Here is an 18635-nt window from a genome sequence, read left to right as displayed (position 1 = left end):
GATTTAATAATCAATGATCAAATAAGTCCGTTATTACTGCATTGGAGTACATCTCTTGAGTCCAAATAATCCTGTGTTAAATCACCATATTTCTTCTCAATTTAATGAAGATCTACAGGATGTCAATACAAAATTCATGACCATGGGTGGCTTGGTAGAACAGCAGGTGGCCAATGCGATTCATGCATTGCTGGACACAGATGCCGCGATGGCAATAGAGGTGCAATTTCAGGACAATGCGGTGAACCGTCTGGAAACTGAAATTGATGAAGCATTAACCCTGATTTTGGCGCGCCGTCATCCTGCAGCAATTGACCTGCGCATGGTGATTGCCATGAGCAAGGCCAATACCGACCTGGAACGTATTGGTGATGAAGCGGCTAAAATTGCCCGGATTGCACAAAGCTTGTGTGAAGAAGGTGGCTCGCCGCGCGGTTATATGGAAACCCGTCATATTGGCAACCAGGTGCGAGTCATGATTCATGATGCGCTGGATGCTTTTGCCCGTTTAGATGTCGATCAGGCTTTACGCGTACTGCTGGCCGATGCCGATATCGACCGTGAATACCAGTCGGCCACCCGGACTTTAATGACCTATATGATTGAAGATCCACGTCATATTTCCCGCGTCATCAATGTAATGTGGGTACTGCGTTCCCTAGAGCGGATTGGTGACCATGCGCGTAATATTTCCGAGCAAGTGATTTATATGGTCAAAGGTCTGGATGTGCGTCATACCAGCATGGAAGAAATTGAACAGAAAGTTCAAGAACGCTAAGTTTGAATACCAGAAACAGCCTGAAATAATTTTCAGGCTTTTTTTATGGATTACGCATAAAATGGATAAAAAAAATCCCAGATTTTGGGGGAAATCTGAGATCGAAATCGGGGATATTTATATCTATTATAAGAGATGCTTCCATCTCCTTGATTGTTATTATAGGAAGATGGTGGGCGGAAATCTTTAAGCTTATTGTAGTCTAATGTTGAGTTTTATGAACAAATGTATCGGCCAGTTACAATACCAATCGGTTAAATAGGTTAATTTTAATCTAAATTATAAACCCCTGATTTTGGTGAAGTAAAACTTTATAGTTGTCCAGATATACCTGTCAATTCAATAAAAACCAATCACCTTAAGCTCACTATAAACAGGGAGCTTGCGGCTGGAAAACAACAGAGTTCATCTACTTTTTCTGTGCCAAGCCTGAAATGGGTGAATGAAGAGGAATTCATTTTTTTATCGATGAAATTTTTTTGGATTAAAGGCTAAAAGCATCTTCCGAGATAAAACCCTATGTGCAGTGGTTGATCTTGGGTTTGGATAGAGTAAAAGAAAAGCTCCATTTCTGGAGCCTTTCAAATTTAAGCCTACGCGCTTCGCTTGTCTTACGTAATTTTTACAACCGTGCATAAAAAAATCCCCAAAAAATGGAGATTCTTTTTGCATGAAAGTCTACGCGGACTTCGCCCTTGTCTTGCGTAAAACTTAAAGCAGCGCTTTCTTTTTTACTCGAAGCACAGCTTCTCGTCTTGCGGCGTGGCGGAGCAGTATCGAGTATAAAAAAGGAGCCTCTTCAGACTCCTTTGAGACATTTGAAACTACGCGCTTCGCTTGTCTTACGTAATTTTTACAACCGTGCATAAAAAAGAATCCCCAAAAATGGAGATTCTTTTTGCATGAAAGCCTACGCGGACTTCGTCCTTGTCTTGCGTAAAACTTAAAGCAGCGCTTTAAGTTTTACTCAGGCTTTAGCCCTTCGGCTTTTTCTAAGGTTTCGTCATTATTGAAGAATTTTTCGCGCTGTTCTTCCAGAAACTTTTTCGCATCTGCTTCAAACACGTTTAAACGCTTTTCATTGATCAGCGTGGTCTGATGTTTCAGCCATTCGTTCCAGGCCTGTTTAGACACGGTATCAAATAATTCCTGACCTTTGGCACCCGGGAACGGGGCAAAGTCCAAGCCTTCCATTTCTTGTTGATACTTACGGCAAAATACTTGTCGAGACATATCCATACTCCGAATTTAAGATTAAGCGTAAAGTTGCTCTAAACGGGCGTGGGCGCGTTCAATCGCAGCAGCGACTTGTGCCGGAGCAGTCCCCCCAATATGGTTACGTGCATTCACTGAAGCTTCCAGAGTCAGGGCTTTTTCAAATACATCGGCCTGAATCAGGTCAGAGAACTGCTGCAGCTGTTCCAGGGTCAGTTCAGACAGGTCTTTGCCTTCCTGTACGCCCAGTGCTACCGCTTTACCAACAATTTCATGGGCATCACGGAAAGCAACGCCATTTTTCACCAGGTAATCCGCAAGGTCGGTTGCAGTAGAGAAACCACGCAGCGCCGCTTCACGCATTTCTGCAATGTTAGGCACCAATGCCGGAATCATGTCAGCAAACGCCATCAGTGAACCACGTACAGTATCAATTGCATCAAACAGAGGCTCTTTGTCTTCCTGGTTGTCTTTGTTATAGGCCAGTGGTTGACCTTTCATCAGGGTCAACAGGCTCATTAAGTCGCCATAGACACGGCCGGTTTTACCGCGAACCAGTTCAGGGACATCCGGGTTTTTCTTTTGCGGCATGATTGATGAGCCGGTACAGAAACGGTCAGGAATATTCACAAATTTAAACTGGGCTGAGGTCCACAGAATCAGTTCTTCCGACATACGTGACAGGTGCATCATGATTAACGATGCCGCAGCGTTAAATTCAATCCCGAAATCACGGTCAGATACTGCATCTAAAGAGTTTTCAGCCACGGCATCAAAGCCCAGTAATTCTGCGGTATAGGCGCGGTCGATTGGATAGGTTGTACCTGCCAGTGCAGCTGAACCGAGTGGCATACGGTTCACACGTTTACGGCAGTCAATTAAGCGCTCAGAGTCACGTACCAGCATTTCAAACCAGGCCATAAGGTGGTGACCAAAAGTCACAGGTTGAGCAGTTTGTAAATGGGTGAAGCCCGGCATAATCGTGTCAGTGTTTTTTTCCGCCAGGCTTAGAATACCAGTTTGTAGTTTTTTCAATAATTCTAAAATGGCATCAATTTCATCACGCACATACAGACGGATATCGGTCGCCACCTGGTCGTTACGGCTACGGCCGGTGTGCAGTTTTTTACCGGTAATGCCAATACGCTGGGTCAGGCGTGATTCGATGTTCATGTGCACATCTTCAAGGTCAATACGCCATTCAAACTGACCCGCTTCAATTTCGGCTTTAATGGTGTTTAAGCCGTTGATGATGTCGTCACGTTCCTGTGCAGTCAGCACGCTAACTTTGGCCAACATGGTTGCATGGGCGATTGAGCCGGCAATATCTTGTTTATAAAAGCGTTGGTCAAATTGGACAGATGCTGTAAATTCAGCAACAAATGCGTCAGTAGCTTCAGAGAAACGACCGCCCCACATACCCGAAGTCTGGGTTTGTGACGGATTTGAGGAATTAGAAGATGTGGTCATGTCGGCTCAATAGAATAAAAAGCAGTAATTTGAAAACGAGTATAACAAATTCGGAATCACTTGCCGAAGGGCAGGTGAGATCATCTTTTGCAGATACGGCTGATGAAAAAAATTACAGTTATTTTTTTACGAAAATAGGGCGTTGGCAACATCTAATTGAATTATTTATTGCCAGCAATGTATTGGCCATGGTGCTGGCACTGGCTGAAGCGCAGGGCTGGCAGGCATTAACCGGCTCAAGGCTGCTGCAATATGTGCTGTATATTAACTGGGTGCTGCTGGCCTTTACTGCCTTTATTGAATATTTTCAAAGACGTTTGGGCCGGATGAGTCTGGGCTTTTCGCTCGGTTTTGGTTTTTTATTGCTACAGCTAATTGTACTGGTGACCACTTTAAGCCTGAATCTGCTGACGCATTTTGGCCAGAATTTTCATCTGCGTGACTTGACTGCAGCCGAGCTGGGGGGCGGGCTGGATTTGCATTTAAGTTATGGCATCTTGCTGGGAGCATTCTGTTTTCGCTATTTATATTTGCGCGAACAGAATTATCTGCGCGAGCAAAGTGCTCTAAAGGCCAAGGTGCATGCCTTGCAAGCGCGTATCCATCCGCATTTTTTATTCAACAGTTTAAATAATGTCATTAGCCTGATTGCGATTGATCCTGAAAAAGCCGAGCAGATGCTGCTCAATCTGTCACGTCTGTTTCGTGCCAGTTTACAGGAAGTCAAGCTGGTCAAGCTGCAGGAAGAAGTTGAATTATGCCAGCGTTATCTGGAGATTGAGCAGATTCGTCTGGGTGAACGCTTGCAGGTGGAATGGAAAATTGAACAGCCGCAACTGCTCAGTCAGGTACAAATTCCCTTATTAACTTTACAACCTTTACTGGAAAATAGTATTTTTCATGGTGTTGAAAAAATATCCAGACCGAGTACCATTAGCGTATTGGTAGAAATTTTGGAAAATCAAGTCAATATCGTCATTACAAACCCTTACGTAAACGCTAAAATGAATTTACGACAAGGACATGGTATTGCAATTCAAAATGTGCAACAGCGTCTACGCGCCTTTTATGGAAGAAAGGTGGTCTTTCAAACGTATGCAGGGGAGGGCATGTATACCACCGTGGTACAGTATCCATATAAATAAAAAAAAATTCACGTTAAGCTATAAAAATAAATGATTTAACGTAAAGGAGGGATAAATGGATGTTCTGATCTGTGATGATGAACCTCTTGCAACTGAGCGTTTGGCCCGCTTGGTGACTCAACTTGGACATCAGGTGGTGGCAACCGCCAGTCATGGTGAGCAGGCCATTGAGCTAGCAGATGAACATCAGCCAGATGTCGTGTTATTAGATATTCAGATGCCAGAAATGGATGGACTAAGCTGCGCCCAGCATTTGCGCGAGCTTGACCCCATGCCGGCAATTGTCTTTTGTACCGCCTATGATGAGCATGCACTTGATGCATTTAAATCGCAGGCAGAAGGGTATTTATTAAAACCGGTCATGCAACAGGAATTGCAGCAGGTTTTAGATCACTTAACCAAACTCACGCAAGCCCAGCTGAGTCACATAAAACAAAAAGAAAATATGGAAGAATTGAATATAAAACGCCACCAGATCACGGCGAAAACTTATCGTGGTGTTGAACTGGTGCCTGTAGAAAATATTTATTATTTTTTAGCAGATCAAAAATATGTCACCGTGCGCCATAAAAATGGCAGCGTGCTGATTGACGAAACCTTAAAAGACCTGGAGCATGAATTTGCCGATCAGTTTATTCGGATTCATCGCAATGCACTGGTCTCGATTCATTATCTTGAAGGACTGGAAGTGATTAATACCGGTCAATATCAGGTGCGTTGTCGTGAACTGGAAGAACGTCTGGCAGTAAGCCGTCGTCATTTACCGACCTTAAGAGAACGTATTCAGAAACTGTAAGCACCGGCTGAAATGGCTTTTTCGCCATCTCAGGGTGCAAATTGACTTGCATTTTCAAGCGATCAGGTTAAGTTTAAGGGAATTCTTTTATTTGCTTTCACTGACATGATGAACACCCTGAAAATTGCAACTCGACAAAGCCCGCTGGCATTATGGCAGGCGGAACACATTCGTGCGCGTTTAGAAGCCTTACATGCCGGTCTAAACGTGGAGTTGGTCACCTTTGTGACCCAGGGTGATAAAATTCTCGATACCCCCTTAGCCAAAATTGGGGGCAAGGGACTGTTTGTCAAAGAATTAGAAGCAGCTTTGCTAGATGGTCGTGCTGACCTTGCTGTGCATTCCATGAAAGATGTGCCAATGGCGCTACCAGAAGGCTTAAGCCTGGCGGTGATTTGCGAGCGTGAAGATCCGCTGGATGCCTTTGTGTCCAATACTTATGCCAGCTTTCAGGACTTGCCGCAGGGTGCCAAAGTCGGAACGTCCAGTTTGCGCCGTAAATGCCAGATTTTAAAAGCACGCCCTGACCTGGAGATTATTGATTTGCGCGGTAACGTTGGTACCCGTCTGTCCAAGCTGGATGCAGGTCAATATGATGCGATTATTCTGGCCAGTGCCGGCCTGAAGCGTTTGGGCCTTAGTGAGCGGATTCGTCATACGCTCGCGCCTGAAGTGAGTTTGCCGGCCGTGGGTCAGGGCGCTTTGGGGCTGGAATGCCGGACTAATGATCAGGCCGTACTCGAGCTGATTTTGCCGTTGATGGATGATGAAACCAATGTCTGTGTACGCGCAGAACGTGCGTTTAATGCTTATCTGGAAGGTGGCTGTCAGGTGCCGATTGCCGGTTATGCCACTTTAAAAGATGGCCAGCTGTCGATGGAAGGCCGGGTGGGCAGTGTCGATGGCCAGACCTTGTTAAGCGCACAGCTCAGTGCCGCACCCGAGCAGGCCGAACAGCTGGGTGAACAACTGGCACAGAACCTGTTGGCACAAGGGGCAGGTGAGCTGCTAAAAGCCTTATATTAAGATGCTGTTTATTAATACCCGCCCGGCCGATCGTGCCTGTACCTTGTCACAGGCTTTAAGGCAACAGGCCTGGTCGGTGATTGAACTGCCTCTGCTGGAATTACAGGCCCGTCCCTGGTCCGATGCATTGGCACAGCTGTACCAGCAATTACTGCAGGCGCAGCGGATTGTGGTGGTCAGCCCGACCGCGGTACACATCGGGATGGAGTATCTGGCGCAAAGCGGTATTCATCTCGATCAATTACAACATTTACAGTGGATTGCGGTTGGTGAAAAAACGGCGCAGGTACTGGCAGAATACGGAATTTCGAGCGCCGTGCCGGAGGTTGAAACCTCGGAAGGGATGCTGGAACTGCCTTTATTAAAATCCCTGGCGGCCGGTTCATGTATTGCCTTCTGGCGCGGTGAAGGTGGACGTCAGTTTATGATGGACAGCCTGCAACAGGCCGGAATGCAGATTCTGAATTTTATTTTATATCAGCGTCAGTGTCCGGCCGCGTCGATTCAGCAGATGCCCGCGCTATTGCCACAACTGCAGCAGCACCGGGACTATTGGATGCTGATTAGCAGTGAGGCCAGCTGGTTAAACTGGTTGCGGCTGAGTCAAGCGCAAAAAGAATTATTGAACCGGGGACGTTATCTGGTGCTGGGTGACCGCCTGGAAGCGCTGTTGATGGATTATCAACAACAGCATCACACCCGTTTTCAACTGATCAAGTTGACGAATTTAAAAACAGAAACAATACTGCAGCAGATTGAGCTTAAATCAGGACACGCATGAAGAAGCTACTTATTTTATTATTGATCATCGGCTTGGCCTGGATGTTAAAGCTGAGCTATGACGTATTTAAAATAACGGCGCAGCAGTCCGAATTGTCTCAGAGTATGCATCAGGCGGAAAAAAGCCGTGCTAATCTCAATGACCAGCTGGTGGCTTTGCAGCGCCAGAGTAGTAATCCTTCTCCATCTGTATCTTCAAGTGCGCCTGCAACTAATACTACGGTGCAGATCAGCCAGACCACGATCACGCCGCAGCAGATGCTTCAACAGCAGCTGGAACTGATCGAATTTGCCTTAAAGCAGGCGCAATATCCGTATGCACTGGAAAAGTTGGCAGTACTGGATGTTCAGCTGAATCAGTGGGCTTTGTCACCGGCCTTGGCCGAAAGCCTGCATCAAACCCTGAGCAAAGACCGGCAGCTGATCCAGCAATTTGCGGCACAGCGCAGTGCCCAGCAGCAGCAGGTCACTCAGGCTCTACAGCAGCTGGATCAGCTGTTGCGTCAGGAAATCCAGCAGCCACAACTGCAGCCGGCGCAAGAGGCCAATCCGGCCTTCTGGCATAAGTGGTTGAAACTGGAAGCCGCCGAGCAGCCAGCGACTGTACTTAGTCAGCGTCAATTGCTGTTAAAAGAAGCGCAGTTGCGTTTATTACTGGCACGTCAGTTATTAGGACAAGGCCAATATCTGAATTATCAGCAGGAGCTGACTGAAATTCTTCATTTGTTACAGCCACTGCCGGATCGGGGGGCGCAGCAGTTAAGCGCTGAATTGGCGGAAATTCAGAGCCTGACCGTGATTCCTGTGCCGGTGCTGACCAGCCGCACCTTATTGGATGAATGATCATGAAGCAGATTGTTCTGGCCTATGTCTTGGTCACGTTGGTGCTGGTGGCCTTGCTCAGTGTATTCAGTTATGGCTATGGCGCGGGCTATGTTTATCTGTATTGGCGTGACTGGCAGCTACAGACCAATATCTGGGTGCTTTTAATTTTATTGATACTGATCAGTCTGGTGGTGCAGCTGATCTGGGCGATGCTAAAGCGTTATTTAAGCCGTGAACAGCGTAAGCAGGCGGCAGTGTTTGATTTCCAGCATTTACATCCTTATGAGCAAATGGCGGTAATCTGGCTGCTGGATGCCGCGCGTGAGCAGGACGCCTTTATCCGTCAGGTATTTAACCAGTCTGGTTTATTAAAAGCCGTGATTCATTCACGCCTGTCGCTGATGCAGCAGGATTATCCGGTGGCCTTGCAGATGTTAAACCAGAGTAATGCCATGGCCTTTGAGCTGGCCGAGTTGCAGCGTATTGAAATTTATCTGGCGCAGCAGCAACCGGAAAAAGCCCTGACCCATCTGGAATTTTTAAATGGCCATCAACTGTCGCCGTGGCTCAAAGATGTCAAACAAGCCTATGAGCAGCGCTTAACCGCACTGTGGGGGGAGTTTGCGCTGCAGTATCCATGGTTATATTTGCGTGCGACCCAATATGGACATTTAGGGCTGGACAGTAAGCAGTTATGGCTTGAGCAAATCTTGCAGCATTTTGAGCAGGCCACACCGGAAGCATTGCAGGATTTAAAACAGCGTTATTGCAATCTGTCCGGGCAGATGTTTAGCCAGCCGTATGCGATTAAAGTGCTGTGGTTAAAAGTGCTGGCACGTTTAAGTGATATGGGTGAGCAGCAGGAACATCTGGCGGTGCATTTGCTGAGTGAACAGTTTCATCAGGATGTGTTCTATTTATGGTTCCAGCAGCAGCTGTTAAAACCGGTACCGGATTATCTCAAGATTGAAGATTATCTGAATCAGTGGGAACAGCAATATCCTGCTTTACCGGTATTGAGTTTTGCCAAATGGCATATATTGGAAGCTACCGGTCGTCATGACGATGCAGCACAGCTTCTGGATTTATATCCGGAACATATTTTAATGAACTATTTAAGAATTAAATCGGCATTAAAAGATCAACCGCATTTACAGCAGCAGTTAAATCTGGTGTTTGAAAATAATAGTCATTTCATGAAAATTAAAATCTAGGTAAAGTCGCATGCAATTAACCGATTATCCAGTAATTCATCAACAAATGGTGGCATGGGGCGATATGGATGCGCTCGGTCATGTCAATAATGTGATGTATTACCGCTATATTGAAAGTGCCCGCATTCATTATATGGATCAGATCAGAATGATGCAGCAATCCTTTTCGACGGTAGTGGCATCAAATCAGTGCAAATATATGCGTCCGGTATTTTATCCGGATACCTTAAAAATAGGTGTACGGGTTGAGGAAATCCGAAATAGTGCTTTTCGCATGCATTATATATTATGGAGCGAGCAGCAACAGGCTGTAGTCGCGAGTGCAGAAGCCATCATGGTTTGTGTGAATTCTGAAAGTATGCAGAAAATGCCATTACCCGAGTCGATTCGGCAGCATATTTTGGCTTTGGAAAATAGTGTGGGGCATTATCTGGATTAATTCTAATCCCGAATAAATAGATTATTTATCTCTGTTAATAATTGTTTTTCATTTCAAATAATGATTGAAACTTAATTCAGATAAAAATATGATGTATTAATGCAATTGAAGTAAATTAATATAAAAGCATACTTGTGGAGTAAATATGATGCCCGATATTAGTAATTTGTCTGTAGAACAATTAAAGCGCTTGCAGGAAGAAGCGGAAGCATTAATTGCATCGAAAAAGGACCAGGCAGTTGAAGATGCATATAATCAGATTTTGGCAATTGCTGAAAATGCGGGTTTAAGCATTGAACAGATTCTTGAGTTTGGTGAGTCTAAACGTAAAAAGAATGTACGTAAATCGGTAGAGCCGCGTTATCGTAATAAAGCCAATGCCAATGAAACCTGGACAGGTCGTGGTAAGCAACCGCGCTGGTTAGTGGCAGAACTGGAAAAAGGTGCCAAGCTTGAAGACTTCTTGATCTAAACTTCATCAGATTGTCATCTAAGCGCACTAGAGTGTCGAAACCAAGCAGAACTGCTTGGTTTTTTTATGTGTATCCGTTGGTGTTGTAAAAAAAGTGTGCATAATGTGTGCATGAAAATAACAATTTGTTCATGAATGCATTAGATAGGTTGGTCGTGGTGGAATGATAAAGAAACCGAGATACATCACGTGGTGGATTTTCGCCATCATTGCTTTTTTAATTTTTGTGTTATTACAGATTCCTGCAGCTTGGTTAATTTCAAAGTTTTATAAAAACAATCAGAGTTTACATAATGTCAGTGGTAACATCTGGCAGGGGCAGGCAGATTGGCACAAGGGACAGTTGCGTGGCAGCTTAAGCTGGAATACGCGTCCTTTAGACCTGTTATTGCTGAAAGTGGCAGCCGATGTTGAAATCCATAGTGGTCATACCGAATTAAAAGGCGTGATGGGTTACCGTTTTGGGACCTTCATGCTGAACGCTGTACATGGCCGTGTTGCGCCAGAAACTCTAAAAACCCTGGTCGACTGGCAATGGCCGACCAATCCGATTCAATTACAAAATATCGATCTGAACTATAGCAAGCAGCAAGGGTTTGCCCAGGCACAGGGCCAGCTCAACTGGGCCGGCGGGGAGCTGGTGTATCAGTTTGCCCAGCGTCAAGAGCGCATGACCGTGCCCACGCTGAAAGGCACACTGTCGGATGAAAGCGGAAAACTGAAAATTGATGTGCGTGATGCACGTGACCAGAAAATGATAAATCTGAGTCTGGATCAGGAGATGATGCTGGATGTGCAGCTGACCCAGCGTTTATTGATGCATGTTCCTTCTTATGAAGGCAAGGCTGGTGCCGATACCTATGTAATCAGTACCCGCCAGCCGCTGTTCAAGGGAGGCTTCTGATGCAGAAAATCTGGGAACAGTTGCAGATTCTCCAGTTGAAACAGGCCGATCGTGTCGCACCGGTATTGCTGGCGCTGCTGATTCTGTATTTATGCTGGAAGCTGGCCAGTCTGTTCTGGCTATTACTGGCGCCACCTCAAGCGATGCAACTGGATCGGGTCGAACTGGGTTCGCAGCAGCTGCGTGTACCGAATATCAGCAGTTTTGCCTTGTTTCATGAAGCGAGCCAGCGTACGCAGGCCGAAGACAATCTGAACCTTCAATTACAAGGCGTGATGGTCGGTTATCCCAACCAGTTTTCTTCTGCCGTGCTCAAAGTCAATGAGGTGGCAGAGCGCTATCGCGTCGGCGATGTGATTGAAGGCAGTGGTTATCAGTTGGCTGAAGTGTACTGGGATCGGGTGGTTTTGCGTCATAGCAGTGGCGCCACCCGTGAGATAGAGTTTAAAGGCATTGAAAACGGGCTGAATCAGCCGATTGTGCCGACACAAAGCCCAGCTGCACCCAACAGAAATCCGGCACCGGCAACAACTGCGCAAAATGCGATTGGTCAGGCAGTGCAAAAGATTCAGCAAGACCGGGAACGCTATTTACAGGATATGGGCGTGAATAGTGGCAATGGTCAGGGCTATGAAATTACCGCACGGACACCGGCGGCACTCAGAAGCAGATTGGGATTACAACCAGGCGACCGGATTTTATCCTTAAATGGTCAGACTGTCGGACAAGGGCAAAATGAAGCCCAATTGCTGGAACAGGCAAGACAGGAGGGTCAGGTCAGACTGGAAGTTCAGCGTGGTGACCAGGTCATCACGGTACAACAAGATTTTAAGTGACGGATTTGTCACCTTATAGGGTTAGGAAACACGGTAGATTATGGCTTTATTAAATCATGAGCGTCCGCTTTGGGCATTGATGGTCGGTGCACCTCTGGTGGCTATGGTAAGTACGGCGAGCTATGCACAAACCTGGAAAATTAATTTACGTGATGCTGACCTGACTGCATTTATTAATGAAGTGGCCGATATTACCGGTAAAAACTTCGCGGTTGATCCGCGGGTGCGCGGCAATGTCACGGTCATTTCCAACAAGCCGTTGAACCGCAATGAAGTCTATGACCTGTTTCTGGGCGTGCTTAATGTTAATGGGGTAGTGGCTATTCCCTCGGGCAATACCATCAAGCTGGTGCCAGATAACAATGTCAAAAGCTCCGGAATTCCGTTTGATGCACGCCAGAATGCGCGCGGCGACCAGATTGTGACCCGGGTCATCTGGCTGGAAAATACCAATGCCAATGACATGATTCCGGCTTTACGGCCTTTAATGCCGCAATTTGCCCACCTGTCTGCGGTGGCCGGCACCAATGCCCTGATTGTTTCGGACCGGGCCAGCAATATCTATCAGCTGGAAAATATTATCCGTAATTTGGATGGCACCGGCCAAAATGATATTGAAGCCATCTCGCTACAGTCCAGTCAGGCCGAAGAAGTGATCGGGCTATTGGAGTCAATGAGCTCGACCGGTAATGCCAAAGATCTCAAAGGCTCGCGGGTGCGAATTGTGGCGGATAACCGGACCAATCGCATTATCATTAAAGGTGATACCGCCACCCGCAAGCGCATCCGTCAGATGATTGAAATGATGGATGTGCCGGCGGCCGACCGTCTTGGTGGCTTAAAAGTCTTTCGCTTAAAATATGCCAGTGCGCAAAGCCTGGCGGAAATTCTGCAAGGGCTGGTATCGGGGCAGGCGGTCAGCAGCTCATCTTCCAATACGAAAAATAGCAGTAACAATAGCGTTAGCAGTCTGGTCAATAACAGCAGTAACAGCACATCCAGCAATAGCACAGGCAGTACCTCGCCAAGTATTACCCTGAATAACGGTTTTGATCAGCAGAGCCAGATCACCAGCTTTAATGGCAATGGCGTCAGTATTATTGCCGATAGTAGCCAGAACGCCCTGGTGGTCAAAGCCGATCCACAGCTGATGCGTGAAATTGAATCTGCGATTCAGCAGCTGGATACACGCCGTCAACAGGTTCTCATTGAAGCCGCGATTATTGAAGTAGAAGGCACCGATGCCGATCAGCTTGGCGTGCAATGGGCCTTGGGTGATTTAAGCAGCGGCATTGGCCTGATCAATTTTGATAACTTGGGTTCCAGCCTGAAAAATATTGCCGCCGGTTATTTAACTGGAGGTGCAGCGGGTGCCGGTGGTGCGATTGGCGCGGGTACCTCACTGGTGCTGGGGGATTATCAGGAAGGTAGTGATGGTTCACGCCGTTTGTATGGCGCGCTGATTCAAGCCTTAAAAGAAACCACCAAATCCAATCTGTTGTCGACCCCATCTATTGTCACCATGGACAATGAAGAAGCCTATATCGTGGTTGGTGAGAACGTGCCGTTTGTCACCGGTTCGGTCAGTACCGGAAATGGTACCGTCAATCCCTATACCACCATTGAGCGTAAGGACGTCGGGGTCACCCTAAAAGTGGTGCCGCACATTGGCGAAAATGGCACAGTGCGTCTGGAAGTGGAACAGGAAGTTTCTGGGGTTAAATCCAGCAAAGGTCAGGCGCAGGACTTGGTCACCAGCAAACGCGCAATTAAAACCTCAATTCTGGCCGAGCATGGTCAGACTATTGTCTTGGGTGGTCTTATTTCAGATAACACTGCCTATTCTCGCCAGGCCGTGCCGGGGTTGGGTGCCATTCCAGGACTGGGACGTTTATTCCGTTCCGATGGTAAGTCCAATCAGAAGCGTAATCTGCTGATCTTTATTCACCCGACCATTGTTGGAGATCAGAATGATATCCGCCGGATTTCGCAGCAGCGTTATAGTCAGCTGTATAGCTTGCAACTGGCACTGGATCAGGATGGTAATTTTGCCAAACTGCCGGAGCGGGTGGAAGATATCTATCAGCAGCGGGTGCCAGTGTCTAAAACTCCACTAAATCAAACCCGTTATCAGCAGGTGCCATCCGCGACCCCTGCGGCACAGTCGGGGGTGGCTGTGGTGACCACACCCGTTGCGGTAGAACCGGCGCTGCAGCGTCAGACCTTAAGCCCGCAAGTCAGCAAAACCACCAATACCACCACCACGACCACCTTAAGACCGCGCTCTTAACAGAGCGGACATGGAATCTGGTTTTGAGCATGTTATGATGGGCAAAAATTTAAAGAGAAGTTCGCTATGACTTGGAAATTACAAGCAATTACGGGTGAATTTACCGGGCAGGAAATTAGTGTTGATCGTGACATGCTGGTGGGGCGTCATCAGGAAGCTGATGTGGTGCTGCAGTCGGCTGAAGTATCACGCAAACATGCTGCGTTGTTACTGAAAGCTGAAGACCTGTGGGTACAGGACTTAAATTCATCCAATGGCACCTTTGTGAATGACCTGCGGATTGAGCAGGAAACTCCGTTGCATGAAGGTGATATTGTCCAGTTCGCCAGCTTTAAATTTTCAGTCCTGGCACCAGCCAAACCGGAACTGTTGCCGGATGAGCCGCTTGCGCCTGCAGGCACCGAAGTAGAACAGATTCCTGAGCTGGATGTGGTGGAAACCGCTACTGCAGCCGAGCCGACAGAAACTGTAGCAGTGAAAACGCCGGCACAGCAGATGAATGATCAGGGTATGCCTGAGCTGAAAGAGCGTGATGCATCGGTGCAACTGACACGTGATGGCATGCCAACCAATGTCGGTGTGCCAAAACCGGCACCAATTCCTGAAGGGACCGATTTAAGCGCAGCCACCCCAGAGCCACAACCGGTACCGGTTGAGCAGCCTGTATCACGCGTTGAGCAGGAAAAAGAGCAGCAGAAAAATGCCTCTGTTGGCCTGATGACTATTATTGTGCTGGTGATCCTGGCAATTATTGCCTGGCTGTTGTTTAAATAAACCGCGACACAGCATACAATCGAGGCATGCTTTGGCATGCCTTTATTTTTTGAGAGGACCAAAATGTCTGTGGCCAAACTTGACACCCGTGAGCTGATTTTATTTGACCTGGACGGCACGCTGGTCGATTCAGCCATCGATCTGTATCGTGCCATGAATATGAGCCTGAATGCCTTGCAGCTGCCCATGGTCACCGAAGCACAGGTACGCACCTGGATTGGCAAAGGCACCTCGGTATTTTGTCACAGCACCTTGCTGCATTTAACCGGAGAGGTGCATCCCGATCAGCATCAGCAGCTGCTGGAAACTTTCCTAGGAATTTACAATGCCGATCCTTGTCTGGATACCCAGCCTTTTGCCGGAATTCTGGAGTTTCTGGAATGGGGTAAACAGCAGCAGAAAAAAATGATCTGTGTCACCAACAAGCCCGAGCTGCCATCACGCGCCATTTTAGATGCACTGGACATGAGCCATTATTTTGTTGATGTGATTGGTGGTGATCGGTTTAGCGAACGTAAACCGCATCCACGCCAGTTATTGCACTGTGTTGAGACCTTTGGGGTAGAAAAATCCCAAGTGTTGATGATTGGCGACTCTTCCAATGATGTGGAAGCCGCACGTCGTGCCGGTATTGATTGTATTGTAGTCAGCTATGGCTATAATCATGGCGAGAGTATTTATGATTGTCAGCCGCAGCAAGTGGTGGATAATCTGACAGAATTATTAGCTTCCTAATGTAAGAATAGATGTAAAAGGACACCGCAATGAGTGATTGTGTAGTTTTTCGATGGCGTCACTAAGTCAGCACCTACCAGCAACCTTCCTATGACCCCGCGAAAATGAAAGAGATTCAACATGACCACTCAAGCCCAATATCAACAACTGCAAGCTGCCGGCTATAACCTGATTCCTGTCTACCGTCAGCGTCTGGCCGATACCGAAACCCCATTGTCTGTGTTTGCGCGTTTAAAAGAGCATGAACAGGCTTATCTGTTTGAATCTGTTGAAGGTGGTGAAAACTGGGCGCGCTATTCGATTATTGGCCTGGGCGAGTCAACCGTGTTTTCCTGCAATGAAGGGCGGTTGACCATTCAGCAGGCCAATGGCGAACTGCTACAGCAGCCGTGTAGTGATCCTTTCCAGTTTATCCGTGATTTCCAGGCCCAGTTTAAAGTGCCAACACAGGCCGATTTACCGGCGTTGCCAAGCTTTACTGGTGGACTGGTCGGTTACTTTGGCTATGACGCCGTGCGTTATATCGAACCGCGCCTGAACAATATTCCAGACGCCGATCCGGTGGGCCTGCCAGATATCTGGATGATGCTGTCTAAAACCGTGATCGTGTTTGACAACTTAAAAGATACCTTATTCCTGATTGTGCACGCCGATAGTAATGATGCTGATGCCTATCAGAAAGCACAGGCACAACTGGATGCGCTGGAGCAGTTGCTGGCGACACCGGTGAATCTGCAAGCACAGACTCATATGGCACCGCATTTTGAATCTTTAACTGGGCATGACAACTTTATTGCTTCGGTTGAGAAGGTTAAAGAATACATCCGTGCTGGTGATGTCATGCAAGTGGTGCCGGGACATCGTATGGTGTCTGACTTTGATGGTGAGCCGTTACAGGTCTATCGCGCTTTACGTCACCTTAATCCATCACCATATCTGTTCCTGGTGCAAGGGCGAACCTTGGACAATAACACCCCGTTTCATATTGTCGGTTCATCGCCGGAAATCCTGTCGCGTCTGGAAAATGGTATTGCTACCGTGCGTCCACTCGCTGGCACACGTCCACGTGGTAAAACCAAAGAAGAAGATCTGGCCCTGGAAAAAGATTTACTTTCTGATGAAAAAGAGATTGCCGAGCATTTAATGCTGATTGACTTGGGTCGTAATGATGTTGGTCGCGTCTCAAAAATTGGCAAAGTGCAGGTGACTGATCAAATGGTGATCGAACGTTATTCGCATGTCATGCATATTGTGTCCAATGTGCAGGGTGAAGTGCGCGATGATGTTGATGCATTGGATGTTTTTAAGGCAACTTTCCCGGCAGGCACACTTTCTGGGGCACCAAAAATCCGTGCCATGGAAATTATTGACGAAGTTGAGCCAGTAAAACGTGGAATTTTTGGTGGTGCTGTTGGTTATTTAGGCTGGCATGGCGAAATGGACATGTCGATTGCGATTCGGACCTGTGTTATTCGTGAAAATAAGGTCTATGTGCAGGCTGGCGCAGGCCTTGTTGCCGACTCAAATCCTGAATCTGAGTGGAATGAAACCCAAATAAAAGCTCGCGCAGTGATCAAAGCGGTTGAATTATCGTCAAACGGATTGATTTTGTGAGTTTTTGACGGTTTTTTTAAAAAAAACACTTGCACGGATTTCAAGTTTTGCTAAACTGCACACCGTTCCGATACGAAACGTACGAAACACTAAGAAACGCCGGCATAGCTCAGTTGGTAGAGCAACTGACTTGTAATCAGTAGGTCCACAGTTCGAATCCGTGTGCCGGCACCATCTTAGAGAATTCGAGATGTGAAGTAAAGAACGAGCACTGCAATAAGTGTGATATTGGTGGGATTCCCGAGCGGTCAAAGGGAGCAGACTGTAACTCTGCCGCGTAAGCTTCGAAGGTTCGAATCCTTCTCCCACCACCATTAACTTCGAATGAAGTGGTACATTACCAACAATGTGCGGGAGTAGCTCAGTTGGTAGAGCGGCAGCCTTCCAAGCTGCATGTCGCGAGTTCGATCCTCGTCTCCCGCTCCATCATCGAAGATGATCGCTCTTATAGCTCAGTGGTAGAGCACTCCCTTGGTAAGGGAGAGGTCTCGAGTTCAAATCTCGATAAGAGCTCCAGATACAGTTTAGCAACTTAGTTGCATGAGATTTAAAGAAAGCAGGCTATTTAGTCTGCTTTTTAAGTATTAGGTGTCTAGTTTTTTAGGCGATATGTCGAGGCTGGGTATTACTCAGATTGTGTTCGACGTAAACGAGGAAAATAAACATGGCTAAGGCTAAGTTTGAACGTAATAAGCCACACGTTAACGTGGGCACAATCGGTCACGTTGACCATGGTAAAACAACTTTAACAGCTGCAATTGCAACTGTATGTGCGAAGAAATTCGGTGGTGAAGCGAAAGATTACGCTGCAATCGACTCTGCTCCAGAAGAAAAAGCACGTGGTATTACAATTAACACTTCTCACGTAGAATACGATTCTCCAACTCGTCACTACGCTCACGTTGACTGCCCAGGTCACGCCGACTATGTTAAAAACATGATCACTGGTGCTGCTCAGATGGACGGTGCGATCCTTGTTTGTTCAGCGACTGATGGTCCAATGCCACAAACTCGTGAACACATCCTTCTTTCTCGTCAGGTAGGTGTACCTTACATCATCGTATTCTTAAACAAATGCGATATCGTAGACGACGAAGAGTTAATCGAATTAGTTGAAATGGAAGTTCGTGAACTTCTTTCTACTTACGACTTCCCAGGCGATGACACTCCAGTAATCCGTGGTTCAGCGCTTGCTGCACTTAACGGTGAATCAGGTCAATATGGCGAAGACGCTGTTGTTGCTCTTGTTGAAGCACTTGACTCTTACATTCCAGAGCCAGTACGTGCAATCGATCAAGCATTCTTGATGCCAATCGAAGACG

Annotated in this window: 18 protein-coding genes and 4 tRNA genes; 20 read left to right on the top strand and 2 right to left on the bottom strand. The window is 47.0% G+C overall.

Features of this window, described 5'->3' with window-relative positions; all coding sequences use genetic code 11:
* The first annotated feature begins 55 nt into the window (after positions 1-55).
* A complete protein-coding gene (gene phoU / locus FTU86_RS10200; RefSeq protein WP_005181619.1) occupies positions 56-778 on the top strand; it encodes a phosphate signaling complex protein PhoU in 723 nt (240 codons plus the stop codon).
* A gap of 963 nt (positions 779-1741) precedes the next feature.
* Here the strand turns inward: phoU and FTU86_RS10195 are convergent.
* Positions 1742-2011: an oxidative damage protection protein gene (locus FTU86_RS10195; protein WP_005181625.1), complete on the bottom strand. Its 270-nt coding sequence runs from the start codon at positions 2009-2011 to the stop codon at positions 1742-1744.
* 21 nt (positions 2012-2032) lie between these two features.
* Positions 2033-3463 carry an argininosuccinate lyase gene (gene argH / locus FTU86_RS10190; RefSeq protein WP_180048504.1) on the bottom strand — a complete coding sequence of 477 codons (1431 nt, stop codon included), beginning with the start codon at positions 3461-3463 and terminating at the stop codon, positions 2033-2035.
* Here argH and FTU86_RS10185 point away from each other — a divergent pair.
* From FTU86_RS10185 to FTU86_RS10095, 19 genes are all read left to right on the top strand, one after another.
* Positions 3454-4608, top strand: coding sequence for a sensor histidine kinase (locus FTU86_RS10185; protein WP_104989206.1), 1155 nt, complete (start codon positions 3454-3456; stop codon positions 4606-4608). The two genes, argH and FTU86_RS10185, sit on opposite strands and share 10 nt — an antisense overlap.
* Before the next feature lie 55 nt (positions 4609-4663).
* Positions 4664-5404, top strand: a complete 741-nt coding sequence (locus FTU86_RS10180; RefSeq protein ID WP_005181633.1) for a LytTR family DNA-binding domain-containing protein — start codon at positions 4664-4666, stop codon at positions 5402-5404.
* Positions 5405-5512: 108 nt separating this feature from the next.
* Positions 5513-6430 (top strand): hydroxymethylbilane synthase, encoded by a 918-nt coding sequence (gene hemC, locus FTU86_RS10175; protein ID WP_034598116.1) that lies wholly within the window; start codon positions 5513-5515, stop codon positions 6428-6430.
* A 1-nt stretch (position 6431) separates the two neighbouring features.
* A complete protein-coding gene (locus FTU86_RS10170; protein ID WP_160241694.1) occupies positions 6432-7211 on the top strand; it encodes a uroporphyrinogen-III synthase in 780 nt (259 codons plus the stop codon).
* The gene (locus FTU86_RS10165; protein ID WP_180036845.1) at positions 7208-8053 is read left to right on the top strand and encodes a hypothetical protein; all 846 of its coding nucleotides are present in this window, start codon (positions 7208-7210) and stop codon (positions 8051-8053) included. The genes FTU86_RS10170 and FTU86_RS10165 overlap by 4 nt, the downstream gene beginning before the upstream one ends.
* 2 nt (positions 8054-8055) lie before the next feature.
* The gene (locus tag FTU86_RS10160; protein ID WP_180036844.1) at positions 8056-9249 is read left to right on the top strand and encodes a heme biosynthesis protein HemY; all 1194 of its coding nucleotides are present in this window, start codon (positions 8056-8058) and stop codon (positions 9247-9249) included.
* Positions 9250-9259: 10 nt separating this feature from the next.
* Positions 9260-9688, top strand: coding sequence for a thioesterase family protein (locus FTU86_RS10155; RefSeq protein ID WP_180036843.1), 429 nt, complete (start codon positions 9260-9262; stop codon positions 9686-9688).
* 145 nt (positions 9689-9833) lie between these two features.
* The gene (locus FTU86_RS10150) at positions 9834-10160 is read left to right on the top strand and encodes an H-NS family nucleoid-associated regulatory protein (RefSeq protein ID WP_104473371.1); all 327 of its coding nucleotides are present in this window, start codon (positions 9834-9836) and stop codon (positions 10158-10160) included.
* A gap of 163 nt (positions 10161-10323) precedes the next feature.
* Positions 10324-11064 (top strand): type II secretion system protein N, encoded by a 741-nt coding sequence (gspN, locus tag FTU86_RS10145; RefSeq protein WP_104473370.1) that lies wholly within the window; start codon positions 10324-10326, stop codon positions 11062-11064.
* Positions 11064-11900 carry a type II secretion system protein N gene (locus FTU86_RS10140; RefSeq protein WP_180036842.1) on the top strand — a complete coding sequence of 279 codons (837 nt, stop codon included), beginning with the start codon at positions 11064-11066 and terminating at the stop codon, positions 11898-11900. The genes gspN and FTU86_RS10140 overlap by 1 nt, the downstream gene beginning before the upstream one ends.
* Before the next feature lie 40 nt (positions 11901-11940).
* Positions 11941-14190, top strand: a complete 2250-nt coding sequence (gene gspD, locus FTU86_RS10135) for a type II secretion system secretin GspD (RefSeq protein ID WP_168395600.1) — start codon at positions 11941-11943, stop codon at positions 14188-14190.
* Between the two features lie 66 nt (positions 14191-14256).
* The gene (locus FTU86_RS10130) at positions 14257-14964 is read left to right on the top strand and encodes an FHA domain-containing protein (protein ID WP_104472166.1); all 708 of its coding nucleotides are present in this window, start codon (positions 14257-14259) and stop codon (positions 14962-14964) included.
* 63 nt (positions 14965-15027) lie between these two features.
* Positions 15028-15699, top strand: a complete 672-nt coding sequence (gene gph / locus FTU86_RS10125; protein ID WP_160255756.1) for a phosphoglycolate phosphatase — start codon at positions 15028-15030, stop codon at positions 15697-15699.
* 120 nt (positions 15700-15819) lie between these two features.
* A complete protein-coding gene (gene trpE / locus FTU86_RS10120) occupies positions 15820-17313 on the top strand; it encodes an anthranilate synthase component I (RefSeq protein ID WP_005181673.1) in 1494 nt (497 codons plus the stop codon).
* 98 nt (positions 17314-17411) lie between these two features.
* Positions 17412-17487, top strand: a tRNA-Thr gene (locus FTU86_RS10115).
* Positions 17488-17543: 56 nt separating this feature from the next.
* Positions 17544-17627, top strand: a tRNA-Tyr gene (locus tag FTU86_RS10110).
* 36 nt (positions 17628-17663) lie between these two features.
* Positions 17664-17739 (top strand) — tRNA-Gly (locus FTU86_RS10105).
* 15 nt (positions 17740-17754) lie between these two features.
* Positions 17755-17829 (top strand) — tRNA-Thr (locus FTU86_RS10100).
* Between the two features lie 148 nt (positions 17830-17977).
* The coding region (locus FTU86_RS10095) for a GTP-binding protein (RefSeq protein ID WP_180036841.1) at positions 17978-18635 on the top strand (658 nt) is incomplete at its 3' end.

Source organism: Acinetobacter sp. YH12155 (assembly GCF_013418255.1).
GTDB lineage: Bacteria > Pseudomonadota > Gammaproteobacteria > Pseudomonadales > Moraxellaceae > Acinetobacter > Acinetobacter indicus.
Note: the sequence above shows the minus strand (reverse complement) of the source record. Positions and strands in the feature narration are given on the sequence as shown.